The sequence below is a fragment of the Croceicoccus esteveae genome, from assembly GCF_031846435.1.
In the GTDB taxonomy this organism is placed as follows: domain Bacteria; phylum Pseudomonadota; class Alphaproteobacteria; order Sphingomonadales; family Sphingomonadaceae; genus Croceicoccus; species Croceicoccus esteveae.
Window position 1 is genome coordinate 135,269 of sequence record NZ_JAVRHS010000005.1, and the last position, 23,675, is coordinate 158,943.

The 23,675-nt window shown below is 63.3% G+C and carries 22 protein-coding genes, 1 tRNA gene and 2 pseudogenes; 11 read left to right on the plus strand and 14 right to left on the minus strand.

From position 1 onward, the window contains the following. Positions 1-26: 26 nt before the first annotated feature. Positions 27-533: a helix-turn-helix domain-containing protein gene (locus RM533_RS08160; RefSeq protein WP_311340729.1), complete on the minus strand. Its 507-nt coding sequence runs from the start codon at positions 531-533 to the stop codon at positions 27-29. Positions 534-613: 80 nt separating this feature from the next. After that, positions 614-745: a hypothetical protein gene (locus RM533_RS08165; RefSeq protein WP_311340730.1), complete on the minus strand. Its 132-nt coding sequence runs from the start codon at positions 743-745 to the stop codon at positions 614-616. 352 nt (positions 746-1,097) lie between these two features. Between RM533_RS08165 and RM533_RS13670 the strand changes: the two genes are divergently transcribed. Continuing rightward, positions 1,098-1,232 carry a transposase gene (locus RM533_RS13670; RefSeq protein WP_432265051.1) on the plus strand — a complete coding sequence of 45 codons (135 nt, stop codon included), beginning with the start codon at positions 1,098-1,100 and terminating at the stop codon, positions 1,230-1,232. Positions 1,233-1,240: 8 nt separating this feature from the next. Here RM533_RS13670 and RM533_RS08170 read toward each other — a convergent pair whose 3' ends face one another. Next, on the minus strand, positions 1,241-1,447 hold the full coding sequence (locus RM533_RS08170) for a hypothetical protein (RefSeq protein ID WP_311340731.1): 207 nt from the start codon (positions 1,445-1,447) through the stop codon (positions 1,241-1,243). Here RM533_RS08170 and RM533_RS08175 point away from each other — a divergent pair. Further along, positions 1,437-1,712, plus strand: coding sequence for a hypothetical protein (locus tag RM533_RS08175; RefSeq protein ID WP_311340732.1), 276 nt, complete (start codon positions 1,437-1,439; stop codon positions 1,710-1,712). The two genes, RM533_RS08170 and RM533_RS08175, sit on opposite strands and share 11 nt — an antisense overlap. A 423-nt stretch (positions 1,713-2,135) precedes the next feature. Here RM533_RS08175 and RM533_RS08180 read toward each other — a convergent pair whose 3' ends face one another. The 3 genes and pseudogenes from RM533_RS08180 to RM533_RS08190 form a co-directional block, all read right to left on the minus strand. Then, positions 2,136-3,002 carry a HEPN domain-containing protein gene (locus RM533_RS08180; protein WP_311340733.1) on the minus strand — a complete coding sequence of 289 codons (867 nt, stop codon included), beginning with the start codon at positions 3,000-3,002 and terminating at the stop codon, positions 2,136-2,138. Then, positions 2,999-3,526, minus strand: coding sequence for a hypothetical protein (locus RM533_RS08185; protein ID WP_311340734.1), 528 nt, complete (start codon positions 3,524-3,526; stop codon positions 2,999-3,001). The genes RM533_RS08180 and RM533_RS08185 overlap by 4 nt, the downstream gene beginning before the upstream one ends. Before the next feature lie 130 nt (positions 3,527-3,656). Next, positions 3,657-5,722: pseudogene (locus tag RM533_RS08190) on the minus strand (ParB/RepB/Spo0J family partition protein). Between the two features lie 558 nt (positions 5,723-6,280). Between RM533_RS08190 and RM533_RS08195 the strand changes: the two are divergent. The 4 genes and pseudogenes from RM533_RS08195 to RM533_RS08210 all read left to right on the plus strand — a co-directional run. Further along, complete coding sequence (locus RM533_RS08195; RefSeq protein WP_311340735.1) at positions 6,281-6,529, plus strand: FitA-like ribbon-helix-helix domain-containing protein; 249 nt, start codon at positions 6,281-6,283, stop codon at positions 6,527-6,529. Further along, positions 6,526-6,948 carry a type II toxin-antitoxin system VapC family toxin gene (locus RM533_RS08200; RefSeq protein ID WP_311340736.1) on the plus strand — a complete coding sequence of 141 codons (423 nt, stop codon included), beginning with the start codon at positions 6,526-6,528 and terminating at the stop codon, positions 6,946-6,948. Before RM533_RS08195 ends, RM533_RS08200 begins: the two co-directional genes overlap by 4 nt. 82 nt (positions 6,949-7,030) lie before the next feature. Beyond that, the gene (locus tag RM533_RS08205) at positions 7,031-7,285 is read left to right on the plus strand and encodes a hypothetical protein (RefSeq protein ID WP_311340737.1); all 255 of its coding nucleotides are present in this window, start codon (positions 7,031-7,033) and stop codon (positions 7,283-7,285) included. 15 nt (positions 7,286-7,300) lie between these two features. Next, positions 7,301-8,326, plus strand: a pseudogene (locus tag RM533_RS08210) (recombinase family protein); the annotation flags it as partial. Positions 8,327-8,899: 573 nt separating this feature from the next. On the opposite strand, the gene RM533_RS08215 reads toward RM533_RS08210, so the two are convergent. The 3 genes from RM533_RS08215 to RM533_RS08225 form a co-directional block, all read right to left on the minus strand. Continuing rightward, positions 8,900-8,990 (minus strand) — tRNA-Ser (locus tag RM533_RS08215). A gap of 78 nt (positions 8,991-9,068) precedes the next feature. Continuing rightward, on the minus strand, positions 9,069-10,052 hold the full coding sequence (locus RM533_RS08220) for a winged helix DNA-binding protein (RefSeq protein ID WP_311340738.1): 984 nt from the start codon (positions 10,050-10,052) through the stop codon (positions 9,069-9,071). Between the two features lie 110 nt (positions 10,053-10,162). Continuing rightward, entirely contained in the window at positions 10,163-11,452 is a 1,290-nt protein-coding gene (locus RM533_RS08225) for an adenylosuccinate synthase (protein WP_311340739.1), read from the minus strand. A gap of 303 nt (positions 11,453-11,755) precedes the next feature. Between RM533_RS08225 and RM533_RS08230 the strand changes: the two genes are divergently transcribed. Then, positions 11,756-12,700 (plus strand): alpha/beta hydrolase, encoded by a 945-nt coding sequence (locus RM533_RS08230; protein ID WP_311340740.1) that lies wholly within the window; start codon positions 11,756-11,758, stop codon positions 12,698-12,700. Positions 12,701-12,897: 197 nt separating this feature from the next. Beyond that, positions 12,898-13,722 carry an aldo/keto reductase gene (locus RM533_RS08235; protein WP_311340741.1) on the plus strand — a complete coding sequence of 275 codons (825 nt, stop codon included), beginning with the start codon at positions 12,898-12,900 and terminating at the stop codon, positions 13,720-13,722. 13 nt (positions 13,723-13,735) lie between these two features. Here the strand turns inward: RM533_RS08235 and RM533_RS08240 are convergent, their stop codons facing one another. The 3 genes from RM533_RS08240 to RM533_RS08250 form a co-directional block, all read right to left on the minus strand. After that, positions 13,736-14,869 carry an ATP phosphoribosyltransferase regulatory subunit gene (locus RM533_RS08240; RefSeq protein WP_311340742.1) on the minus strand — a complete coding sequence of 378 codons (1,134 nt, stop codon included), beginning with the start codon at positions 14,867-14,869 and terminating at the stop codon, positions 13,736-13,738. Positions 14,870-14,886: 17 nt separating this feature from the next. Next, positions 14,887-16,470: a phosphoglycerate dehydrogenase gene (gene serA, locus RM533_RS08245; RefSeq protein ID WP_311340743.1), complete on the minus strand. Its 1,584-nt coding sequence runs from the start codon at positions 16,468-16,470 to the stop codon at positions 14,887-14,889. A 92-nt stretch (positions 16,471-16,562) separates the two neighbouring features. Then, complete coding sequence (locus RM533_RS08250; protein ID WP_311340744.1) at positions 16,563-17,699, minus strand: phosphoserine transaminase; 1,137 nt, start codon at positions 17,697-17,699, stop codon at positions 16,563-16,565. Positions 17,700-18,068: 369 nt separating this feature from the next. Between RM533_RS08250 and RM533_RS08255 the strand changes: the two genes are divergently transcribed. Further along, complete coding sequence (locus tag RM533_RS08255) at positions 18,069-18,842, plus strand: extensin family protein (protein WP_311340745.1); 774 nt, start codon at positions 18,069-18,071, stop codon at positions 18,840-18,842. Between the two features lie 219 nt (positions 18,843-19,061). Here RM533_RS08255 and RM533_RS08260 read toward each other — a convergent pair whose 3' ends face one another. Together RM533_RS08260 and RM533_RS08265 are read right to left on the minus strand one after the other, a co-directional pair. Then, the gene (locus RM533_RS08260) at positions 19,062-19,679 is read right to left on the minus strand and encodes a response regulator transcription factor (protein ID WP_311340746.1); all 618 of its coding nucleotides are present in this window, start codon (positions 19,677-19,679) and stop codon (positions 19,062-19,064) included. A 72-nt stretch (positions 19,680-19,751) separates the two neighbouring features. After that, complete coding sequence (locus RM533_RS08265; protein WP_311340747.1) at positions 19,752-20,855, minus strand: esterase/lipase family protein; 1,104 nt, start codon at positions 20,853-20,855, stop codon at positions 19,752-19,754. Between RM533_RS08265 and uvrB the strand changes: the two genes are divergently transcribed. Continuing rightward, positions 20,839-23,034 carry an excinuclease ABC subunit UvrB gene (uvrB, locus tag RM533_RS08270; protein WP_311340748.1) on the plus strand — a complete coding sequence of 732 codons (2,196 nt, stop codon included), beginning with the start codon at positions 20,839-20,841 and terminating at the stop codon, positions 23,032-23,034. The two genes, RM533_RS08265 and uvrB, sit on opposite strands and share 17 nt — an antisense overlap. After that, positions 23,031-23,666, plus strand: coding sequence for a hypothetical protein (locus RM533_RS08275; protein ID WP_311340749.1), 636 nt, complete (start codon positions 23,031-23,033; stop codon positions 23,664-23,666). The genes uvrB and RM533_RS08275 overlap by 4 nt, the downstream gene beginning before the upstream one ends. Positions 23,667-23,675: the final 9 nt, after the last annotated feature.

The window sequence follows — 23,675 nt, forward strand, 5'->3', positions numbered from 1 at the left end:
GCCCTGCGCAGCGCCTCGCACCAACTTCAGGGGTTTGACAGGTGTTGCCGGAAAGCGGTTTCCATGGCGTTTCTGAACTGCACTGCGCTTCTGGTCAGTTCGACGAGATTTTCCTTCGCCTTGTCTGTCGCGGTGATATATTTGCGGGCGTCCCGGGCGACCCATCCTTTTTCGATCAGCGTTTCGATCTTGCGGCGCACTGTTTCACGCGGGATGCCGCTAAAATCGGCGATAGATTGCAAATTGATGGCGGCGGGGCACAGATTGCTGACCGAGCCTGCGGCAAAATCGTGCATGTCCATGTCCTCGGGCGCGCTGCGTGCCTGAAACGTGCGTTCGCCCACAATGGTGAGGACAAGAAACAGGTCAAGGTCACCATCGAACACGCGCCGGCAATCGATCAGGTGGCGGATCAGGGCCTCTACCTGCTTGGCGTGAAGTTTGCCAAAGCTGCCCTGCCCTGACCGCAGCTCCGACGGCCCGCTTTTGCATGCCGGATTGCCGGCAGCACCATGCTGATCTATTCCGCCCAAGCGCACCTCTTTTGCGGTCGCGACAACTGCAATCCAGATGCGCCAAGGCAAAGGCCGACGGCGTGTTGGAGTGTCGCTGTTTATCGGCTGACGATACGCCGCTGCATGAAATCGGTCAATCCGCCGATCCTCATCTTGGCGCCAAGGCCGGACTGCCGCGCGCCGCCAAAGGGAATATGCGGCGTGACATCCAGATGCGAAAGCCGACTCATGCCGTGCCGCAGGGCGTCCTTGCCCGCTGAAACAAAAGAAAATCGCGCTCTCTGTCGTTAGTCATCGCCAATCAGCCAATCTCGTCGGATTCGTTGAATTCCCACTCGTGCCAAGGCGCGTTGATCATGACCCATGCGCCCATTGGCGCAGTCGGTGGACATGATGCGGCGACCGTCAACCAGTCTGAAAATTGCAAGGTTTTAAGATCCCCACTTTGTCCAACATGTGATTGCCGCTTTGGCTGGGTCGCCTTGTCATGACCGATGCGCAATGGACAAAGGTGGAACCACACTGTTCGCGCAAGCCGACCGACCGTCCGACTGGCCGTGACGGAGCGGGGGGAACGACCGGCTGTTCATGGAGGCTGTGCTGTGGATGGTTCGGACGGGCAGTCCCTTGCGCAATGTGCCACCGGGGTTTGGCAATCGGAGCACAACGTTCCGCCGCTTCCGTGGCTGGCGTGAAGCAGATCGTTTCGATTTTTAATTGTTCGGTCAGAAGCACCCGACAGGAAATACGCCATGGTTGATGCCACCATCGTCAAAGTTCACCGGCACGGCCTTGGCGCAAACCCGTAGGCTGAGAGGCCGGTCATTGGCCGTTTCAAAGGCGGCATACCAACCCGTATTCTGGTAATGGCGGATGCCTTGGGCAATCTCGTCCGCTCCAAGCTCCTGCCAGCAAACCGCTGTGAACAGCATCTACGTTGCACCGCTGATCGACAGCATCGACTTCGATGCCCTGGCTGGCGACAAGGCGTTCAATGCCAACCGGTTTGCCGGAGAACTCGGCCAACGCGGGGCAAAAATGGTCATCTCGCAACGGAGAAACCGCCTCAGCCCACTCGCCATCGACGCCGAGATGTACAAACGACGTCGCCTGATCGAAAAATCTTGTGCAAACCCGGGGAACTCAAACACATCGCCCTGCATGCAGGCAGAACCGGCCAGAGCTTTTGCGCAATGATATGTCCCGCCCCAGCCTCATCGGCCGCCGCCATGCTGGCCCATCTACTCCCGCCTATCGTGGCGCGGAGACAATGCAAAAGTGCCTCGCGTACACCGCGGCTCCAGCGCAGCGGAAAACAAGGCATGGAGCGATGATTGCATCATCGGCATGCTCCTGTCCAAGGATGAGAGCTGTCGTTGTCGTCAGTCACCTCAGATCGACCGGCGTTTGCAGGAGGGCGAAAGCGCAGCGGAGGACGGCGCGGACGCGGCTTTTTTGTCATCGCGATGCAAAGCCGCAGGCGGCGGAAAAAAGCCGTGGCCGCGCCGTTGCGCAGAGGGCGAGCGAGGCGGAGACGTCCCCGGCCAAACCAGCCATTGGAGAGGCCGTGCGGGCGTGGTGTTGCGATCCCGCGGAATGATCAGGCGATTTGGCTTCGAGCTAGGGCAGACCGTGCTTGGCGCGGGCAGCCTCGATCGCGTCCTGGATCTGTTCGGTCACGCCGGGATCCGCCGGCTTGCCCTTTGGAACCTGCACGTTTGCGAGAAACCATCGGGAGATCTCGACGCCTTCGGCCGCCCAGCGCGGGTCGTCGCTTTCCAGCGGATCGAGGATGCGGCGGATGATGACCGGATTGCGTGACGAGCTGCCGCCTTGCATCGGCTCGTGCGGATAGTCCTCTGGCGCAAAGGCCATGTTGAGGTTGAGCGCCGCCCCGCGGGCGCCCGATTCGTCCTTGGCCCAGACGAGATCGTCGAGCGGCATGGCCATACGGCCATAATATTCCGGCTGTCGTGTCAGGATGTCCCGGTGGGTCACGGTCGGCGCGCCGGGATCGTTACGCGGGAACATCCGGCTATCGAGCGGGCAGATCAGGCGGCGGACGGCGAACACCATCTCGTACAGCATGTGGAGGTCCTCGCTGCGCGTCACCCAGCCGTAGATCAGATAGCGGTTGTCGGCGTTGCCGTTGCGCAGCAGGTGGGCGATGAAGTCCTCCGCCGACCGCTCGAACCAGTGATGGATGTCGAGATCGGCGGGCTTCTGCAGCCTGTCGGGCAACAGCGGGCCGGCGAGCGCCCGCACGTCGGCATAGAGCCTGACGATGTCGTGTCCGTAACCCTTGGACGTGCCGCCGTTCACCAGCAGCACCGCCTTCAAATATTTCTCAAGCGCGTGGACGGCCAGCCAGAGGAAGTCGGTGTTGAGGCGATTGATCGCGCACCAGCGCGCGGTGATGTAGTTCTCGTCCGCCGTCCGCACGAAAAGCTCGTGGACGAGATTGTTCTTCGACGCCGAGACGCTCACCTGCCACCTTCCATGAACTGGCGGGCAACGGAGCCGGCCACGGGCTCTATCGAGTCGGGGACGCTTCGACCTTCAAAGAGCGGCTTCCAGCGAACATGGAGGAAGGCTTCGAGCAAGCTCAGGATCGGCAAGCCCAAGGACGCCGGGATCAATAGATTCACACGGGCCGTATTCTCCCTGATCCAGCCTCCAACGGCAGCATCGTCTAGAGCCGTGAGCCCGAGCTTGGCGGGGTTCGTCACGATGGATCGCGCCAGCGTGCTCATGGCGCTGTTGGGATTGTAGTGCTGCGAGGTGTAGCGCGCCGCGCTCTTGGCGCCGGCCTTGCCCACCTTCAGTGCCTGGCCATCGTGGAAGAAGGCATAGACCGCCATCTTACCGGTGGGGAGGCTGGCTGGCTGCCGGTGGGGCGGATCGGCGATTTGAACTTCGATCGTGGAGGCCGCGCAGGGCGAGCGGGCGAGCTCGGCCACGCGCTCGAAGTCGGCCAAGGCATCGTCGACGATCTCACGCAGCAATGTCATCCCCAAGAGGTATCGGTCACGCTTAGAGCCATCAAGAACGAAGCGGCCGCGCCCGGAGAGGGCGCGGCCGCGATTTTTAGGGGCGACGAAAGAAGGCCGGGACCGCTCGCGCGGCCCCAGCCCAATGCCGCTATTCGGCGGCGACGGCATACGACGCTTCGCCGTCCTCCGCTCCGGTATCGGGGGCCTCCGCTTCGGACGGCTGCTCCACGGTCCCGGGAGCCTCGGCCTGTGCGGGCTGATCCGCCTCCGGCTCGGGGGTCCGCAGGATCGCAGGCAACCAGCCGGTCCCGGCCAGAAGTTGCTCGGCGGCCTGCGCCATATCCGGCTTCTTCATGTCCGTGATCCGGCGGGCGGCATCCTCCGACACGCCTTCAGTGACGGCCTCGACGATATGCGCCTTGGTGACGCGGCCAAGGTAGCTGTCCACGGTGGGCGTCCAGTCCTTCGCCACGTCCAGTGCCAGCGCAGTCGCCAGCCTATCCGCCGTTTGCAGCGAGCGGGGCTTGCGGTCCCACGGCAGGCGCAGCGCATTGACGGTACGGGACGCGCAATGCGCCAGCAGCGCAAGCCGCTTCTCCACGTCCAGCCCGACGATGAAGCCCCAGAGGTCTGCCACGTCACGCGGCATCCGCTCGGCCCACGCCTCGCGCGCCTCGTTCGCCCTAGCGGCCAGCGGCATGTCCTCGATCCCGTCCGCATGGCTGCCAAGCGGCGTCACGGTCGGACGAACCTCAAGGCAACCGGCCTCGGCGTAGCTGTAGAACAGTTGCACCGTGAGCGTGTGGGTCAGGGCGATCAGCGCCAGATCGGGCCGCTCACCAAGCGCCACGCGAAGGGCCAGCGTCCGATGGGCGGACAGGTCGCGGGTGAGGCTGTCGGAAATCGGCTTACCCGGTTCCTCGTCATCTTCCTCGATCTCCCGCACGTCCTCGTCACCGTCTTCGGCCTGCTCAACCTCCACGGCCTCCGGGGCCGTCTCATCGCCCTCGGCTTCCGGCTCCGGCTGCGGGTCGGCCAGCGCCTCATCCTCGAGACGGACGAAACCCCGCTCAATCCTGACCGTGCCGTCATGGTGAAGCACGACGAACGCGCCGCCATGCGCGGTCACGCTAGCGTCGTAGGCCGAACGCTTGGCCGAAATGGCGTCGATCTCGTCGGACACCGCCTCCAGCTTCGTCGCCACGTCCTCGGGCATCTCGTCATAGGACGAATAGCCTTCGGCAAGCTCGTCATGCTCGGCGGACAGTGCCTCCAGCCGCGCCTCGTCCTCGTCGGACAGAGCGATGGTCTGCGGATAGAAACGCCGCATTCCGTGGGCGTGAGGATAGTCGATATGCGCCTCGGTCCATTTCCAGCCTTCGGCCTGAACCTCGCCCGCGATCTCGCGCAGTTTCTCGGCGGCGAGCATGTCGAGCAGCCCCGCATCCTCGAAGAACCCGCCCCGATCCTCGCTGAACAGGTCACGGATGATGTGGCCGCCCGCCTCGATATAGGCGTCAGCCCCGACGAACACCGCGCGCCGGTCGGCGGCGGGCACGTTGGCGGCGGTCATGTCGCGCCGGATGATCCACGGCTCGCGATTGTGATGCAGCCCCTCGAACACCTGCTCCTGCCGGGCATGGTCCTCGGTAATGGCGAAGGCCATAAGCTGGTCCAGCGTAAGGCCATCCTCACGATAGATCTGCAACAGCTTGGGAGAGACGGCACCAAGGCGAAGCCGCTGCTTCACCACATTGCCCGACACGCCGAACCGCGCACCGATTTCCCCCGCGCCCCAGCCCTTGCCGTCCGCAAGCTCGCGGAACCGCTCGAACTGGTCGGCGGGGTGCATGGGGTCCGGGTTACGTTCTCGTCAAGGCTCACCTCGGCGGGATCGTTCTGCGTATCCAGCCAGCAGCGCACCGGCTCGGACTTCTTGATCTGCTTGCGTTTGGCGCGCAACAGCATCGCCAGCCTGCGACCCTCGCCAGCGGTGACGAGGTAACAGCCGGTCGGCGTCCCGTCCTCCTTGGTTTCCGGTTCCACGACAAGGTTCTGGATCAGCCCCTTGTACTGGATCGAAGCGGCCAGCGCCTCGATGGCGGCTTCCCCATGCGGCACCTTCCGGGCGTTGTTGGGGGACTTCTTGAGCTTGTTCAGCGGCACGAAAATCTCGACGCCACTGACGGCTTCGGTCTGAACGGTAACGGTCATCTTGCTGCTCCTTGGGCTTGGGTTTCCGCGCAGCGGAGCGCCGCGCTGAAACCCTGCCCGTCGGCGAGACCGGGGGTGCAACCGGAGTGGGCGGCTTCGCGGGGAACCGGCTGCACTGAGCGAAGCGAGGGAAGCTGGGCGGAAGCCGCTCCGAAGGGCGCCGGGGGCAGCGCCCCAAGCAGCCGCGCCGCGTCCGCGGCGCCACCAATGAAGGCACCCTTGCGGCGACCGGGCGCCGCGGCGGCGTGCGCGCGGGCCTGGGGGCCAGCCGCCGCCGCACCCTCCGGGCAGAGCAAGTGTGCCACGCGGCTACGATAAGGCGCGCACCCTGTCGGCTTCGTAGAAGTCGCAGAGTGCGCTCTATTGAAACCGCGTGCGGCCCGGCGCGCCAGCGCCCCGCCATGCTGATCGTCACCCGGCAGGGCCGAAACCCGTCAGGGGTTCGGTCGGAGCGCAGCGCAGATAGAGCGGCGGTCCCGCAGGGAGGCGCCAACCCTCTGACCTTGTAATATACACCAGCATCGACTAATATGAAGTCATTGACTTATGGAGGCCGGCATGGCGGTCATGACGATCCGAAACATCGACGATGTCATCAAGAAGCGCCTCCGCGTGCGCGCAGCCGTCAATGGCCGGTCGATGGAAGACGAGGCGCGCGACATTCTGCGCTCGGCGCTGTCCACAGACGATCCACGCCCTCGCAATCTCGCTCAAGCGATCCATGAGAGGTTCGGCCCGCTGGGCGGTGTCGATCTGCCCGACGTACCGCGCGAGGCGATCCGGCCGCCGGTGGACTTCGGCGAATGATCGTCCTTGATACCAACGTCATCTCCGAGCTGATGCGGCGCGAGCCGGACGCGGCGGTGATGGCCTGGATGGGCGAGCAGCCGATGGCGGGGGTGTTCACGACCACGCTGACGCAGGCGGAAATCTTCTACGGTCTGGCGCTGCTGCCCGAGGGACGCCGCCGTGATGCACTAATGGCGGCCGCGCAGCCGATGTTCGATGTCGATCTCGCCGGGCGCGTGCTGCCGTTCGATACCGATGCTGCAAACGCCTATCCCGATATCGCGGCCGGGCGGCGGAAGGGCGGCCAGCCGATCAGCCAGATCGACGCGCAGATCGCGGCCATCGTCCGCTCGCGAGGGGCGCGGCTGGCGACTCGCAACGTGACCGACTTCGCCGACTGCGGCATCACGGTGGTCAACCCGTGGGGCGAGCCATGAACCGCGCCGCCGTCCGTCCCTATCTGCGCTACGCTGTGTCGGAGCCTTTGCGCGAGAGTAAGGCCGGCGGCACCCTGTCTGGATGGCCACGACTCGCAAGCCTCGTCGCCGAACGCCGCGCCGTCCTGCGTACTGCCCGGACGACTTGCTCGATTATGTCCGATTGCCGGTCAACTCGGCTCAGCTTCATGTGGGTCGGCCGCCCAAAGACGATCTTGCGACCTGGACCGTCACCGACGACTGGCCCGAGCGCGTTCCGGTCACGAGCGCCGAAGTGGACGTGTTCGAGGCATGGTTCGGCGATGTCTTCGACGAGCTGTTCGGGCCGTGCCAATGATGTGAGGATGCCGCGATGACCGTGCCGCTGCGCGCCGCCCTTTACCTGCGCGTCTCAACAGCGCGGCAGGCCGAGCATGACGTCTCGATCCCGGATCAGCGCAAGCAGGGCGAAGCCTATTGCCTGTCGCGGGGATTGGAGCTGGTCGATACGTTCGTAGAGGCAGGCGCATCTGCCACCAACGACCGCCGACCCGAGTTCCAGCGCATGATCGAGGCCGGAACGAGCAAGCCGGCACCGTTTGACGTGGTGGTGGTCCACAGCTTCTCGCGCTTCTTTCGCGATCATTTCGAGCTGGAGTTTTACGTCCGCAAGCTCGCCAAGAACGGCGTCAAGCTGCTCTCCATCACCCAGGAGATGGGCGACGATCCGATGCACGTCATGATGCGCCAGATCATGGCGCTGTTTGACGAGTATCAGTCCAAGGAGAACGCCAAGCACGTCCTGCGCGCCTTGAAGGAAAACGCGCGACAGGGCTTCTGGAACGGCTCGCTGCCGCCGATCGGCTATCGCGTCGTCGCGGCCGAGCAGCGGGGCGCGAAGACCAAGAAGAAACTGGAAATCGACCCGCTTCATGCCGACACGGTGCGGCTGGCGTTCAAGCTGGCGCTGGAAGGCGACGGCACGTCCGGCCCGATGGGCGTCAAGACGATCACCAAGTATCTCAACGAGCGCCGCATCTTCACCCGCGACGGTGGGCGCTGGGGCATCGGCACGGTGCATCGGATGCTGACGCGCGCCACCTATGCGGGCCGACACGAGTTCAACAAGCGCGGCAAGAGCAAGGAATTGAAGCCTGCCACCGAAGTGATCGCGGTCGAGGTTCCGGCGATCATCGACCAGGCGAGGTTCGATGCGGTGCAGGCGCATTTGAAGGCACGCAGCCCGAAAGTCGCCCACCCGCAGGTCGTCGGCGGCCCGACGCTGCTGACGGGACTGATCCACTGCGGCAAGTGCGGTGGCGCAATGACGATCCGGACCGGCAAGGGCGGGCGCTATCGCTATTACACCTGCTCGATGAAGGCGCGGCAGGGCGTGACGGCGTGTGAAGGCATGACCGTGGCGATGGAGCGGCTGGACGATCTTGTCGCCAATCATCTGGCGGAACGGCTGCTCGATCCCAACAGGCTTGAGGTTGTGTTGTCCGAGGTTCTGGATCGCCGGCAAGAACGATCCGAGCGGCGCCGGGAGCATATCGCGGAGTTGAACCGGCGCGCTGCGGAGACCGAGCTGCGTTTGAAGCGGCTCTATGACGCAATCGAAAGTGGAATCGCCGATCTCGATGATCCGGCGCTCAAGGTTCGCATCGATGGATTGAAGGCGACCCGCGATCAGGCGCGAGCGGATGCCGAGCGCGCCTCAGCGCTGCTCGTAAGCTCGACCCAGCAGGCGATCACGCCGACGATGCTGCGCGAGTTCGCATCGACCGCGCGGCGACGTATCCGGCTGGAGGGCGGCGGCTACCGGCGCGATCATCTGCGTGCGCTCGCGCAACGGGTGGAAGTCGATCGCGAGGAAGTCCGCATCATGGGCTCGAAGAGCAATCTGTTGCGCGTGCTCGCCGCGAACGGCGTAGCCTCGGCGGTGGGCGGAGTGCCCACCGTTGTTCCGAAGTGGCGGAGCGGGTGGGATTCGAACCCACGATACAGGGTTACCGTATACACACTTTCCAGGCGTGCGCCTTCGACCACTCGGCCACCGCTCCGTTGCCCTTGGGGCGAGGCGTCCCTAGACCGTCTGCTGCGTGGAGGCAAGGGATTGAAGCACAGCTGCTTCAACCTTCCTAAACGATCCGTAATTCGCTGCCCACCCGAGCGAAATATCCCGCCATTGCCTGAGTGGCCTTTTGCGTCATCGCGATGAACACACGGCGGCGGTCGGACTGATCCTGCACCCGCTGCAACAGGCCGGCATCAGTCAGCTGCCCGATCCAGCGCAAGGCGGTCGTCGGCGGGACACAGGCGGCAATACAAAGGCTGGACACCGACACCTGCCGCTGCTCTGCCTTTGCAGCTGTCAGATCGAGCAGGATATCCCAGGCCGGATCAGCGAACAACTCGGCATCAAAGAAGCGGCTGCGCTGTTGCCGGTGGCGTATTATTTCACGCAGCAACGCAGCCGGCGGCAGATCCGCCAGAGGTTGTGTGGCGCCGGATGACGCCGAGATCTGGTTGGCATTCATGTCGCCAGCCGAGGTCTGGTCGGCAGCTTCAGGTGCCAATACAGCAGCGTCTGTCTGCGTCAGCCCTTCGATGCGGCGTGCCAGCATCCCAACCTGCTCCGTCAGCCGGACAAGCGCCACCCTGTCCTCCACCGCCATCTCGCGAACCGCTGCGCCGGGTTGCCGCGCAAGCGCAATGCCAAGCGCAAGTGCTCGATCCGCGTCGCCCGGATTGACAAGAATTTGCGCATCTGATTTTACCAGGCAGGCAAACACCATGTCGAGAGCGTCTGGCGTGGTGGACACGACCAGCTGTGTTCCGTTGCGTTCCGCCCGTGCATCAAGATGCAGCAATGCCGCAAGACACGCTGCGGTAAGCGCCGGTATGTCAACCAGGACAACATCGCCCAGCGCAAGCGCATCGCCCGCGCGCAGCCGGTCGAGCGTTTCGCAATGCGCAACCATGAGCCCGACCTCCTGCGCCTGATCGGACAAGGTCTGGCGCAGAAGCGCCCGGTCGGCAAAGATCGACACTTTCGCAGAGCTTTTGTCGGATGAAGTCCCACCTTCCAAGCTGTAGCTGAACGGCGCTGTTGCTTGCCCCATGATTTCACCCCCCTGGTTATCAGCCGATCCTTGCCGATGGGCCAATCCTTGCCGATGGATCGTCACACGTCAAGATTGTGTGCAAGCCTCTGCCATGTTCGCCAGCCGGATCAGTCGAGGAAGGGGTCGCGGACCAGTATGGTGTCTTCCCGCTCCGGGCTGGTCGATACCAGCGCCACCGGCGTCTCGATAAGCTCCTGCACGCGCTGGATGTATTTGATCGCTTGTGCTGGCAACTCGGCCCAGCTGCGAGCGCCGGCCGTGGTCGCCTGCCAGCCTTCCATGTCCTCATAAATCGGCTCAACCCGGCTTTGATCGGCGGCATGCGCGGGCAGATAGTCGAGGATGCGGCCATCAAGCCTGTAGCCAGTGCAGATACGGACCGTTTCGAACCCGTCCAGCACGTCAAGCTTGGTGAACGCGATACCCGTCACCCCTGATATGGCGCAGCTTTGCCGTACCAGCACCGCATCGAACCAGCCGCAGCGGCGCTTGCGTCCGGTGACCGTGCCGAATTCATGCCCACGTTCGCCAAGCCGCTGGCCCATGGCATCGTCGAGCTCGGTCGGAAACGGGCCGGAGCCGACCCGGGTGGTGTAAGCCTTGACGATGCCAAGCACAAAGCCGGTGCTGCCGGGGCCAAGCCCGGAGCCCGCGGCCGCAGCGCCGCTCACCGTGTTGGAACTTGTGACAAACGGGTAAGTGCCATGATCGACATCGAGCAGCACGCCTTGTGCGCCTTCGAACAGGATGCGCGCGCCTGCCTTGCGCACCTTCTTCAGCCGTTTCCACACAGGCTGCGCATATTGAAGCACATAGTCGGCAATTTCGCGCAGATCGTCCAGCAGGGCGTCGCGGTCGACCGGGTCCTGACCAAAACCGTTGCGCAGCGCATCGTGGTGCGCACACAGCCGGTCAAGCTGCGGCCCCAATGCGTCGAGATGGGCAAGATCACACACGCGAATGGCACGGCGGCCGACCTTGTCTTCATACGCAGGGCCGATGCCGCGCCCGGTGGTGCCGATCCTGCCCTGCCCGGCCGCGGTTTCGCGCAACGCGTCAAGATCCCGGTGCAGCGGCAGGATCAGTGCGCAATTGTCAGCAATGGCGAAATTTTCCGCGTCGATGGTGACACCCTGTTCAGTCAACCGCTCGATCTCTGCCTTCAGCGCCCAGGGATCGAGCACGACACCATTGCCGATGATTGATAATGTGCCGGTAACGATGCCCGATGGCAGCAGCGACAGCTTGTAAGTGATGTCGCCCACCACCAGCGTATGGCCGGCATTGTGCCCACCCTGGAACCTGACGACAGCGTCGGCGCGACTGGCGAGCCAGTCCACGATCTTTCCCTTGCCCTCATCGCCCCATTGAGCGCCGATAACCGTGACGTTCGCCAATTTTCTGTCCTGCCCTTAAGCAATGGTAAAGCCCGCGCGGGCCTTAGGGGGGCTTGGAGCAGGGGGCAAGGACAGGAATGACAACCGCCACCAGGAACGCGGCTGATTGCCCGGGCATCAGCCGAACGCCAGGCGCTCGAACACACGAGGAATAATGCCATGTCAAAGTATCGCCGCAGACAGCCTGCCAGAGTGGTGCCTGGCTTCATCGCCGCTGCGATCATGATTGTTATGCCGGCAGCAGCAATTGCGCAGGCAAACAGGGTGAGCGGCCCAGCTCTGCCAGGCGTCCACCAGGCCCGAATGCAAAACCCAGCCCCAGCTCCAGTTCCAGCAACAGCCCCGGCCCCGGCCAAGATCCAGCCCAGGGCAGGGGAGCAGGCCGGGCCACAAATTATCGCGTACGGCTCTCATCCGCTGCAGGCATTCGACTTCTATCCAGCACAACCGCGAGCCGGTGATGAGCAGGCGATCGCGGCCGGTGCACGCCTGTCAGCGGCCGCGTCCCGGCCGCTGATCGTTTTTGTGCACGGCGGCGCCTGGGTTTCGGGGGACAAGAGCGACTCCACAGGTCCTGCAAAGATCCATCACTACACCCGGAAAGGATATCAGTTCGCCACCATCAATTACCGGCTGTTGCCTGAAGCGGAGATAGAGGAGCAGGCAGCGGATGTTGCCGCAGCCGTCGCCGCGCTGCTGTCGCGAGCCGACACGCTGGGCATCGACCGGGATCGCGTCGTGCTGATGGGGCACAGTGCGGGCGCGCACCTTGCGGCACTGGTCGCTACCGATCCAACCTATCTTGGCCGCTCGGCAATGTCGCCGCAGGACATTGCCGCAGCAGTTCTGATCGACGGACCTGCTTTTGACGTGCCGGCGCAGATTGCTGATGCAGGGCCATGGCTTGGCATGGCTTACACATTGGGCTTTGGCAATCTTGTGCCCCGGCAACGCGCATTATCGCCTGTTTCCCACACGCAGCAGCCCAATGCGCGCGCGGTGCTGATGGTGCATGTGGAACGCGACTCGGCCCGGCAGGCCCGCTTGCTGGCCGATGCGCTGCGTCGCCATGAAACGCCCGCCCGCGTGCTGGGTTTTGCCGGACGCGGCATGCAGGCGCACAACGCCATCAACTACCGCCTTGGCCGGCCGGATGAGCCTGCAACCGGCGCGGTGGACAATTGGCTCGACGAAGTTCTGTTCCCCGGCAGAACGACGCACACTGCGCCAGTGCCGGAACAGGGCTGACAGTCAGCCTCAAGACGCCATCAACGGCAACGCACGAGGAGGCAAACATCAGGCGGGCGGTTGTAAAACGGCGCGGCGACGCCAGCTTTGCTGCACAATCGACAATATCTCTGCCCGGCGACGACCTGCAAATCTTGAGCGCCGTGGCTGTAACCGGTCCGCGACAGGGCCTGCCTGTCCACCAGCAAGGAGCACCGATGAACGCCCCTACCGCCTTTCCTACCCTGCACCTTAACTCTGGTCGCGAAATGCCGCAGCTTGGCTTTGGCACCTACCTCATCGACAATGAAGACACCTCCGGCATTGTTGCTGCCGCGGTCGAGGAAGGGTTCCGGCTGATCGACACTGCTGCTTTCTATGAGAACGAGCAGGGCGTAGGAAAGGCACTTGCCGGGCGCCACGATGTTTTCATCACCACGAAAGTCTGGAACGCGGATCATGGTTTCGATGAGACGAAGGCCGCTTTTCACCGGTCGCTTGCACAGCTTGGCCGCGACGAGGTCGACCTGCTGCTCATTCACTGGCCATGCCCGCAGCAGAACCGGTTCGTGGACAGCTGGAAAGCCATGATCGAACTGCAGACAGATGGTCGTGCCCGCTCGATCGGCGTCTCCAATTTCAACCCCGAGCATATTCAGCGCCTGATCGATGAGACAGGCGTCACGCCGGCCGTCAATCAGGTGGAGTTGCACCCAACGTTCCAGCAACGGGATCTGCGCGCTTTCCACAAGGAGCGTGGCATCGTGACACAAAGCTGGCAGCCGCTTGGTGCAGGAACGGCAATGAACCACCCGGTCATCGCGCAGATTGCCGCGCAAACAGGCGCAGAACCGGCAGCGGTAGTGCTGCGCTGGCACATGCAAAATGGCTGCTCGCCCATTCCCAAGGCATCGTCACGCGCGCACATGAAGGCCAATCGCGCCGCCATGCAGGTCTATCTCGATCGCGACCAGATGGCACAGATCGACGCGCTCGACACAGCCGATGGGCGGCGCGGTCCCGATCCAGCCGCGTTCTGCTGACGCGCGCGCCGCGTTAGAGCGGCTGCGGCTCCCGCCCGCGCAGGACATGAGTGCAGCCCAGTGCGGCAGGGTCATCCGCCTCGCCCAAGGCCGCAACGGTTTGCCAGCCGATCGCGCGCAACCGGGCAGCAGCGTCGCTGTCATGGCCCTCGGGCAGGAACAGCCTGTTTGCAGGCATCACGCCGGCCGCTGCCCGGATCAGCGGATCGGGATAGAGCGAGAATCCTGTCGCCGCCTCGTCATGACCGTTTTCGCTGCCGATGCGGTAAGTTCCGCCTCGGCCCAGCGCATTGCGCAAACCGCCAGCATAAAGGGTGAACCCGAACCAGCTTTGATATTCGAAGCCGTGTCGTTCGGATGGGTCAAGCGTCAGCCGCGCCTCATCGCCAAGCGCGGCGGCAATGCGGCGCAGTCCGGCAATGCGGCTGGCGAGTGCGCCGCCTGCATCGATCCGCGCCAGATCCTCGATCGCTGTGTCAAACGGGCCGGTCGCATAAAGCAGCGGCAGATAGGCATGCGCACCCAGCGACTTCAATCCGCCGGCATCCTTTGCATCGAGTTCGCGCCGTACCGCTGCAACATCATTGCCTTTCAGTGGCAGCGAACCTGCTGCCAGCGTATCCACCAGATCAGGCAAGGTAAAATCGACCGAAACCTCGCGCGCACCGGCTGCCTTGATGGCCGCGACTGCCACCCGGACGCTTTCTGTCGCAGCAGCGGCAGTATCAGCGCCAATAATCTCCGCGCCTACCTGCAGCCGCTCCCGCTCCGGCTCCACTCCATTGCCGCGCAGAGTCAGCACCTGTCCTGCGTAGCATAGCCGCAGCGGCCTTGGAGCGTCCTGAAGCACCGTGGCGGCCATGCGCCCGATCTGCACTGTCATGTCGGACCGCATGGCCAGCATGCGCAGCGAAGCAGGGTCGGTATAACGGACCAGTTGCCGCCGATCGGTGCCTTCCATACGGCTGGCGAGCGATCGCTCGAACTCCACCAGGGGCGGCTGCACCGGCGCGTAGCCGTGCGACACCATCGTATCCACCATGGCACGGGTCACCTGACCGGCAGCAGCCGCCTCGGCAGGCAGGCGATCGCTCAGCCCTTCAGGCAGCAGGTCGGGGTCTGCGTCGCGTGATATGATGCTGGTCATGCTGGTTGCCGCGGGGTTCAGAACGTCAGCGCCTTGACCACGCGCACACCATCCAGACGGCAGGCTTTCTGCAGCACGGCTTCCGGCACGCGGTGATCGACAGACAGGAGCAAAACCGCCTCACCGCCTGTCTGGCGGCGGCCAAGATGGAAGGTGCCGATGTTGATATCGTTTTCGCCCAGCAACGTACCGATGCGCCCGATAAAGCCGGGTTGATCGTCGTTCACGATATACATCATGTTGCCGGCAAGCTCTGCCTCGATGCCAATGCCGAAGATCTCGACCAGTCGTGGCTCTGCCTTGCCAAACAGCGTTCCGGCGACAGACCGGTTGCCGGCCGACGTGCCGACCGTCACCCGGACCAGCGTCTGGAACACGCCTTCGCGTTCGTGTCGGATCTCGCGCACATCCAACCCGCGCTCCTTTGCCAGGAACGGCGCGTTCACCATGTTCACGCTTTGTGAATATTGCTGCATCAATCCCGACAGCACCGCACCGGTGATCGGCTTCATGTTGAGCTGGGCCGCGGCGCCTTCGACCTCGATGCTGATGTCGGTGAGATTGCCGTGCGCCAATTGCCCGACCAGACTGCCCAATCGCTCGGCGAGCACCATATAGGGGCGCAGGCGCGGAGCTTCCTCTGCCGAGAGCGATGGCATGTTGAGCGCGTTGGCGACACCGCCATGCACCAGGAAATCGCTCATCTGTTCTGCCACCTGCAAGGCGACATTGACCTGCGCTTCGGTGGTGGAGGCGCCCAGATGCGGGGTGCAGATGAAATTGGGCGTGCCGAACAGCGGATTGTGCTTGGCAGGTTCAGTAGCGAACACATCGAGCGCGGCTCCGGCCACCTGCCCCGACACCAGCGCATCCTTCAACGCCGCCTCGTCAATGAGGCCGCCGCGGGCGCAATTGACGATCCGCACGCCGGGCTTTGTCCTGGCAAGGTTTTCAGCCGACAGGATGTTGCGCGTCGCATCGGTCAGCGGTGTGTGCAGCGTGATGAAATCGGCGCGGGCAAGCAGTTCGTCCAGCTCCACCTTCTCCACCCCTATATCCACGGCGCGCTCTGCCGTCAGGAACGGGTCGAAGGCGATGACCTTCATCTTCAGCCCCAGTGCCCGGCTTGCCACGATCGAGCCGATGTTGCCGGCGCCAATGAGGCCAAGCGTCTTGCCTGTCACTTCGACACCCATGAAGCGGTTCTTTTCCCACTTGCCAGCCTGCGTCGATACGTCCGCCTCGGGGATCTGCCGCGCCAGCGCCATGATCAGCGCAATGGCATGTTCGGCCGTGGTGATGGAATTGCCGAACGGGGTGTTCATCACGACCACACCTTGCGCCGATGCAGCGGCTATATCGACGTTGTCGACGCCGATTCCTGCCCGGCCGATGACCTTGAGATTGGTGGCGGCTGCCAGAATGTCGGGCGTCACTTTCGTCGAGGAGCGGATCGCAAGCCCATCATAGGGGCCGATCATTGCCTTCAGCTCGTCAGCTGTCTTGCCGGTGATCACATCGACGTCGCAGCCGCGCTCGGCAAAGATCTTTGCGGCATTGGGGTCCATCTTGTCGGCGATGAGAACCTTGGGCTTGGCCATGGCATATCCTTCTGGCGAATGAGGCATGAGCGGGTCGACAGACGATCAACCGGCAGGATCGTATTGGCAGCGGCAGTCACAGCCGCGAATGTTCAGGCGGACTTCAGCGCATGCCAGGCATAGTCGAGCCAAGGGCCGAGCGCCTCGATATCGGCGGTATCGACCGTTGCCCCGCACCAGATGCGCAGGCCAGCGGGCGCGTCGCGATAGCCGGCGATGTCGTAGGCAGCACCTTCGTCTTCCAGCAGCCTGGCAAAGCGCTTGATGAAGTCGGCGTCGGCGCCTTCGACCGTGAGGCATACCGAAGTGTTGGACCGGATCTCCGGATCAGCCACCAGATGCTCCAGCCAGTCGCGGCCCTGCACGATCCGGTCGAGTGCGGCGGCGTTGGCGTCAGCCCGCGCTTTCATTGCCGGGCCACCGCCAATGGACTGCGCCCATTCCAGTGCCAGGATCGCATCCTCCACTGCCAACATGGAAGGGGTGTTGATCGTTTCACCATGAAAGATGCCGTCGATCAGCTTGCCGCCCTTGGTCAGCCGGAACAATTTGGGCAGCGGCCACGCCGGCGTGTAGCTTTCCAGCCGCTCTACCGCGCGCGGACCAAGAATGAGCACGCCGTGCGCGCCCTCGCCGCCAAGCACTTTTTGCCAGGAGAACGTTGCCACATCCACCTTTGTCCAGTCGATGTCCTGCGCAAACACTGCGCTGGTCGCGTCGGCAAAGGACAGACCTGCGCGATCCGCAGCAATCCAGCCAGAACCAGGCACTTTCACGCCAGAAGTCGTCCCGTTCCATGTAAACAGCACATCATGGTCCCAGTTGACCGCGTCCAGATCAGGGATCTGTCCGTAGTCGGCGCGCATGACGACAGGGTCGATCTTCAGTTGCTTGACTGCATCTGTGACCCAGCCTTCGCCAAAACTCTCCCACGCCATGGTGGTGACGGGCCGCGCGCCCAGCATTGTCCACATGGCCATCTCGTAAGCGCCGGTGTCCGACCCCGGCACGATGCCGATCAGATGCGTGTCAGGCAGGCCCAGCACTTCGCGCATGAGGTCGATGCACAGCGCCAGCCGCGCCTTGCCCAGTTTGGAGCGATGCGACCGACCCAGCGATTGTGTGGCGATGCGGGTAGCTTCCCAAACCGGCGGCTTGGCGCATGGTCCGGACGAGAAGAAAGGGCGCTGCGGCAGCGGCGGCCGGGTGGCCGGGTTCATATCGGTCATGTATTCTCTCCTTACAGAGAGCTCGCGCGGCGTTGGGACCGCGTGGCCCAGGGCGGCCCTACAGGGTGGCCGAGCGATGTCAAGCGAAGCGCCGGGCAAGTGGCCGGTGAGCAGGTGATAGCCGGCAGGTAATCGCCGGCAGGTAATCTGCCCGACAGACCCGGGCTGCGGATATGCCGAACAGGAGCCTGAAGCACAAACCTTCGCCTTGCCAATTGCCCGAAGGGCGCAGACTGGAGGCGCGCCATCGTGGTGCCGGGGTTGGCGGCGGCGGCTTTCCTGTTGTAGCAACGACAGATGCAATGCAGTGCAACTTCTGACGTTCGGGTCGTGCCTGCGCTGACCGGCGTCCCTTTGACCGAAGTCCCTTTGACCGAAGTCCCCTTGAGGAGGCGTGCGGCTGCCGCACGGTTCCGCGACCTGTGCGGTACCCGCGATCGCTGCGGCAACGCCATGCGTCCGGTCCGGTCCGTGACAGCGCTGCTGGTTCAGCCTCTGCTCCTCCTCGTGATGCCTGTGCTCCTCATCCTGGTGCTGGCTGGATGCAGCGGAGGCAGATCCGTACGTGTCGCCGGTCAGCAGGAGGCGATGAGCAGCAACAGTCCGCAGGCGCGGCAATGCCGCGCGCAGCTTGCCCAAAGCGGCGTTGCCTTTACCCAGGCACAGGATCTGTCTGCCGGGCAGGGTTGCGACAGCGTGGGCGCGGTCTATCTGCAAAGCCTGCCGTCCGACACCGGCAGGATGATGCTGGCCAATCTGGACCGGGTGGCATGCCCACTGGCAGACAGTTTTTCACGCTGGGCACGATATGGTGTCAATCGTGCAGCAGAACAAATCCTGGGCAGCCCCGTCAGCAGGATTGAAACCTTCGGCAGCTATTCCTGCCGCAATGTCGCAGGCACCACGCGGCGTTCCGCCCATGCCCTGGCAGAGGCGATCGACATATCCGCATTCGTGCTTGTCGACGGCAGGCGGATCAGCGTGCTGCAAGGCTGGAACGGAAGCGAGGCAGAGCGCCGCTTCCTGCGTACCGTGCATGCGAGTGCCTGCAAACGCTTTGCCACGGTGCTTTCGCCGGATTATAATGCAGCGCATCGTGACCACCTGCATGTCGAGGCAGGATCGGGCAGGTTTTGCCGTTGATGACAGCGGCGATGGGCTTACCGCATACGTTCCGCTTCGCTTTACCTGCAATGCTTTGCCCTGCAACCACGCTGGCGAGGCTGCAGCCGTGAAGAGCGTTTGATCTGCGGTCTGCCGAAGCGGGCAAGCTGTGCCAACACTTCCTTCGCCAGAGCTTCGTGCAGTGACTTTCGCGCAACGCTGCTGACGCGCTGGCCCGGGTAACATCTGCTGATGCGCTCAATACCCCATCTGGGTCAGTGATGCCTCCAGCTGCATGCGCACAGCATGCGCCACATGGCCTGCACCAAGTTTTTCCATCATGTTCCCCCGGTGAATCTCGACCGTGCGCGGGCTGATCGCAAGGTCGCGCGCGATAATCTTGTTGCTGCACCCTTGCGCAAGCAGATCAAGCACTTCCTTTTCGCGGACGGACAATGTGGCAAGCCGCTGCCGCGCCTGTGCAGCCCGACGGCGATGCAGCGTCTGCACAACAGCTTCCTTCGCCACCTTATCCAACGTCAGCCGCAGAAGCGCCTGGTCAACAGGCTGGTCGAGATAAGCCAGCGCCCCTGCCCTGATGGCAGCGACAACCCGGCCAATATCCGGATTGTGCGCCATGGCGATCACCGGTAACCAGCAGCCCTGCGCCGACAGCCCGTTCACAAGGTCCGCAAGCGTGCCATGTGCCGGATCATCATGCCACAGCACCACTCCGCGCGGCGGCTTCCTGTCCAGCAGTTCACCCAGATCTGCGTAAACCTCTGCATGGTCGCCAAGATCGAACACTGACCGGGCAACGGTGGCTCGCGCCAATGGCTCGGGATGCACGATATGGACGGTGAGATGTTCTGCCATGAAGCATATCATGCCCAAAGATGGGATCAACAGCCATTAGGGAAAGTTCCGAAATGGATGTTTTACGCTTTGTCAAGCATTGCCGCGGCTGTTCTTGTCCATCATCCGATCCGATCTGGACACATCGGGCACAGCATCAGCCCCATCGCTGCCAAGCATCTGCGGGCCATACTGCGCCAGCAGGTCGAGCACCGCCTCTGCCGCAGCGGGGTGCCAGGCAAAGCCCATGTGGTTGCAGCGCACGTGCCGCACCGCGTCACGCTCGGCCGGTTTGCCATGGGCGGCGCGGCGATGAACGATGCCGTCGCGCGCGCTCCACAATGCAATGGTACGCACTGGCGGCTTGGCAGCAAGATCTTCACCGATCGGCGGGTCATCCACGGAATGGCCGGCAATCCAGTGATAGACACGCCACGCATTGTTGCCGTGCATGTCTCCTGAAAACGGAGTGCCCATGGTGATGACAAGGCCGACGCTGTCCGGCACCTGCTTTGCCGCTTCGCGCGCGAACAGCCCTCCAAGGCTCCACCCGACCAGCGTGACCTTGCGCCGGCCGCTGCGTGCCATCAACCGGGTGCGGTCGCACAGCCGGGCAAATTCATCCTCCCGCGCACCCAGGTTCCAGCCCATGCCCCAGTCGACCACATCATGCCCGGCCCGCTCCAGCGCCCGGCGCAATGGCGCCATTCGCCACGCATGCGAGCCAAACCCGGGGATCAGCATGACAAGATGCGGCTGCCCTGCCCGTTCAGCTCGCACCGGTGCATGCACTGGCCAGATTGCGTGGGGAAACAGCAGGGAGCCATATTCGCGCAGCAGCAAGCGGCGGTCGGGCGTGGGCACGCCATCGGGCTGCGGCAGGTGGGCCAATGCGCGGCGGCGGTGCAGTTCCCTGAGCAGGCTGCCAGGTGATTTCAACAAAATCCGCTCCCCTTCAGGCAATAGTGCGACAGCCGTGGCGCTCCTGCCCGGTGCTTGCCCTGCTCCCTCTCGCCAGGCGTCGTGAGCGGCCTCCCGATCGCTCGACACGCCGCTGGCGAAGTCGCGTTGAATGCGTTGCCGTGCATCCGGTTCATGGAACGCAGAAGTGGTGCCGCGCCGCAATTTTGCAATGCAGCCGCAATTGCACCTGTCCGCCTTGCTTCCCATATTCGCCGCCATGACCGAACTTGTCATCAGACGCGGGCTGCAGGAGCCCGACACCTCCGGCAGCTTTGTCCCGCACAAGCCGGCGCGGCCGGAAAAAAGCGAACCGGGCAAACCGTTCACGATCGCATCCGATTACGACCCTGCCGGTGACCAGCCAACCGCAATTGCCGAACTCGTCGCATCGGCGCGCGAAGGCGAAAAAACGCAGGTGCTGCTCGGCGTGACGGGATCGGGCAAGACTTTCACCATGGCCAAGGTGATCGAGCAACTGCAGCGGCCTGCGCTGATCCTCGCACCCAACAAGATCCTGGCCGCGCAGCTTTATGGCGAATTCAAGAGCTTCTTTCCCGACAATGCGGTCGAATATTTCGTTTCCTATTACGATTATTATCAACCCGAAGCCTATGTGCCGCGTTCCGATACCTATATTGAAAAGGAGTCGAGCGTAAACGAGGCGATCGACCGGATGCGCCACTCGGCCACCCGCGCTCTGCTTGAACGCGACGACGTGATCATCGTGGCATCGGTGTCCTGCCTTTATGGTATTGGTTCTGTCGAAACCTATTCAGCGATGATCTTCGACATCAAGACCGGCGAAACGGTCGACCAGCGCGAGTTGATCCGCAAGCTGGTCGCGTTGCAGTACAAGCGCAACGATGTCGGCTTTGCGCGCGGCAATTTTCGCGTGCGCGGCGACAGCCTGGAAATCTTTCCCAGCCATTACGAGGACATGGCCTGGCGGATCAGCTTCTTCGGCGACGAGATCGAAGCGATCAGCGAATTCGATCCGCTCACCGGACGCAGCGGCGCCACGCTTGCCAAGGTGCGCGTCTATGCCAATTCGCATTATGTGACGCCCGGCCCCACCATGAAGCAGGCGAGCGCTGCCATCCGCTTCGAACTTACCGAGCGGTTGAAGGAACTGCACGAAGAAGGCCAGCTGCTGGAAGCACAGCGGCTGGAACAGCGGACCAATTTTGACCTTGAGATGATCGCCGCAACGGGATCATGCGCAGGGATCGAGAATTATTCCCGGTTTCTGACCGGACGCCTGCCGGGCGAGCCGCCACCCACTTTATTCGAATATCTGCCCGACAATGCGTTGCTATTCGTGGATGAAAGCCATCAGACCGTGCCGCAGGTCGGCGCCATGGCCAAGGGCGACCATCGCCGCAAGATCACGCTGGCCGAATATGGCTTCCGGCTGCCGTCGTGCATCGACAATCGCCCGCTGCGCTTCAACGAATGGGATGCGATGCGCCCGCAGACGATCGCGGTTTCCGCCACTCCCGGCATGTGGGAAATGGACGAGGCGGGCGGCGTTTTTGCCGAACAGATCATTCGTCCCACCGGCCTCATCGATCCACCGGTGGAAATCCGCCCGGTCGAGGATCAGGTGCAGGACTGCATCAACGAATGCAGGCAGGTGACGGCCAAGGGATACCGCACGCTGGTCACCACGCTGACCAAGCGGATGGCGGAGGATCTGACCGAATTCATGCACGAAGCAGGCGTCAAGGTGCGCTACATGCATTCGGACGTCGAAACGCTGGAGCGGATCGAGCTGATCCGCGATTTGCGGCTGGGCGTCTATGACGTGCTGGTCGGCATCAACCTGCTGCGTGAAGGGCTGGACATTCCCGAATGCGGGCTGGTCTGCATCCTGGATGCCGACAAGGAAGGGTTCCTGCGGTCCGAAACCTCGCTGATCCAGACAATCGGGCGGGCGGCGCGCAATGTGGATGGCCGCGTCATCCTCTATGCCGACCGCATCACGGGCAGCATGGAGCGGGCGATGGCCGAAACCGACCGTCGCCGCGAAAAACAGCATGCCTTCAATCTTGAGCACGGGATCACGCCTGTCACGATCAAGCGGCGCATTGCCGACATCGTTGCCGATACCGCGTCCCGCGATTCCGTGCTGGTCGACACTGGCGACGATGAACGCAACAATCTGGTCGGCCACAATCTGCGCGCCTATATCGAGGAGCTGGAACAGCGCATGCGCAATGCCGCCGCCGATTTGCAATTTGAAGAAGCCGGCCGCCTGCGCGACGAGATCCGCCGGCTTGAGGCAGATGAGCTTGGCCTGCCTGACGATCAGAAAAAAGCACCGATTGCGCGTCCTGTCGGACGATCAAACGAGGGAAAACCCGGTACCCGCAAATTGCGTTACGGAAAAACACAGCGCAAATGGGGCCGATGAATCAGCTTATCTGCCGTACCGTTCCTGTCCTTCTCCTTGCTCTTTGCGCCTGTTCAGGGGGCGATTCGACGCCCGCACAGCAGCCCATCCGCATCAGGCTTGACAGCATTCCGTTATCAGCGCCGCTGACCCAGGAGGGCCGCGCGCCGCCAGTGCTTCTGAACCTTGATGCATATCCTGCGAATATCGCGCTGCCGGGCGAGATCGACCCGCCTGCCGCGCGATGGATCATAACAGGAAACCAGTCGGGCAGCAGCGAAACGCAAAAGGCGGTCTATGGCGCACCGGGCGAAGACCCGTTGCTCATGATGCAATGCAAGGATGGCACCATTGCAGTCGAACGGCCAGTTGCCGCTGCGCCGGGCGCGCGTGCGGTGCTGTCCTTTGTAGGCTATCGGGGCATCCTGCGCCTGCGCGTGGAGAACGACGGTGAACGCTGGCAGGGAGCTCTTCCTGCCGACGACCGGCGCTGGATCGCGGTAACCGGCGGGCCGTTCTACGCCACCGTTGCCGGCGGCGGAAAACTCGTCACGCCGGGGCCCGGCACTGCCGAGCCCATGCTCTCCGCCTGCGCAAAAGCGGTGCGTGATGCGCGCAGGAGCCGTACGCGAGCGGATCAGACCGTCAGTTGATCCGATTTC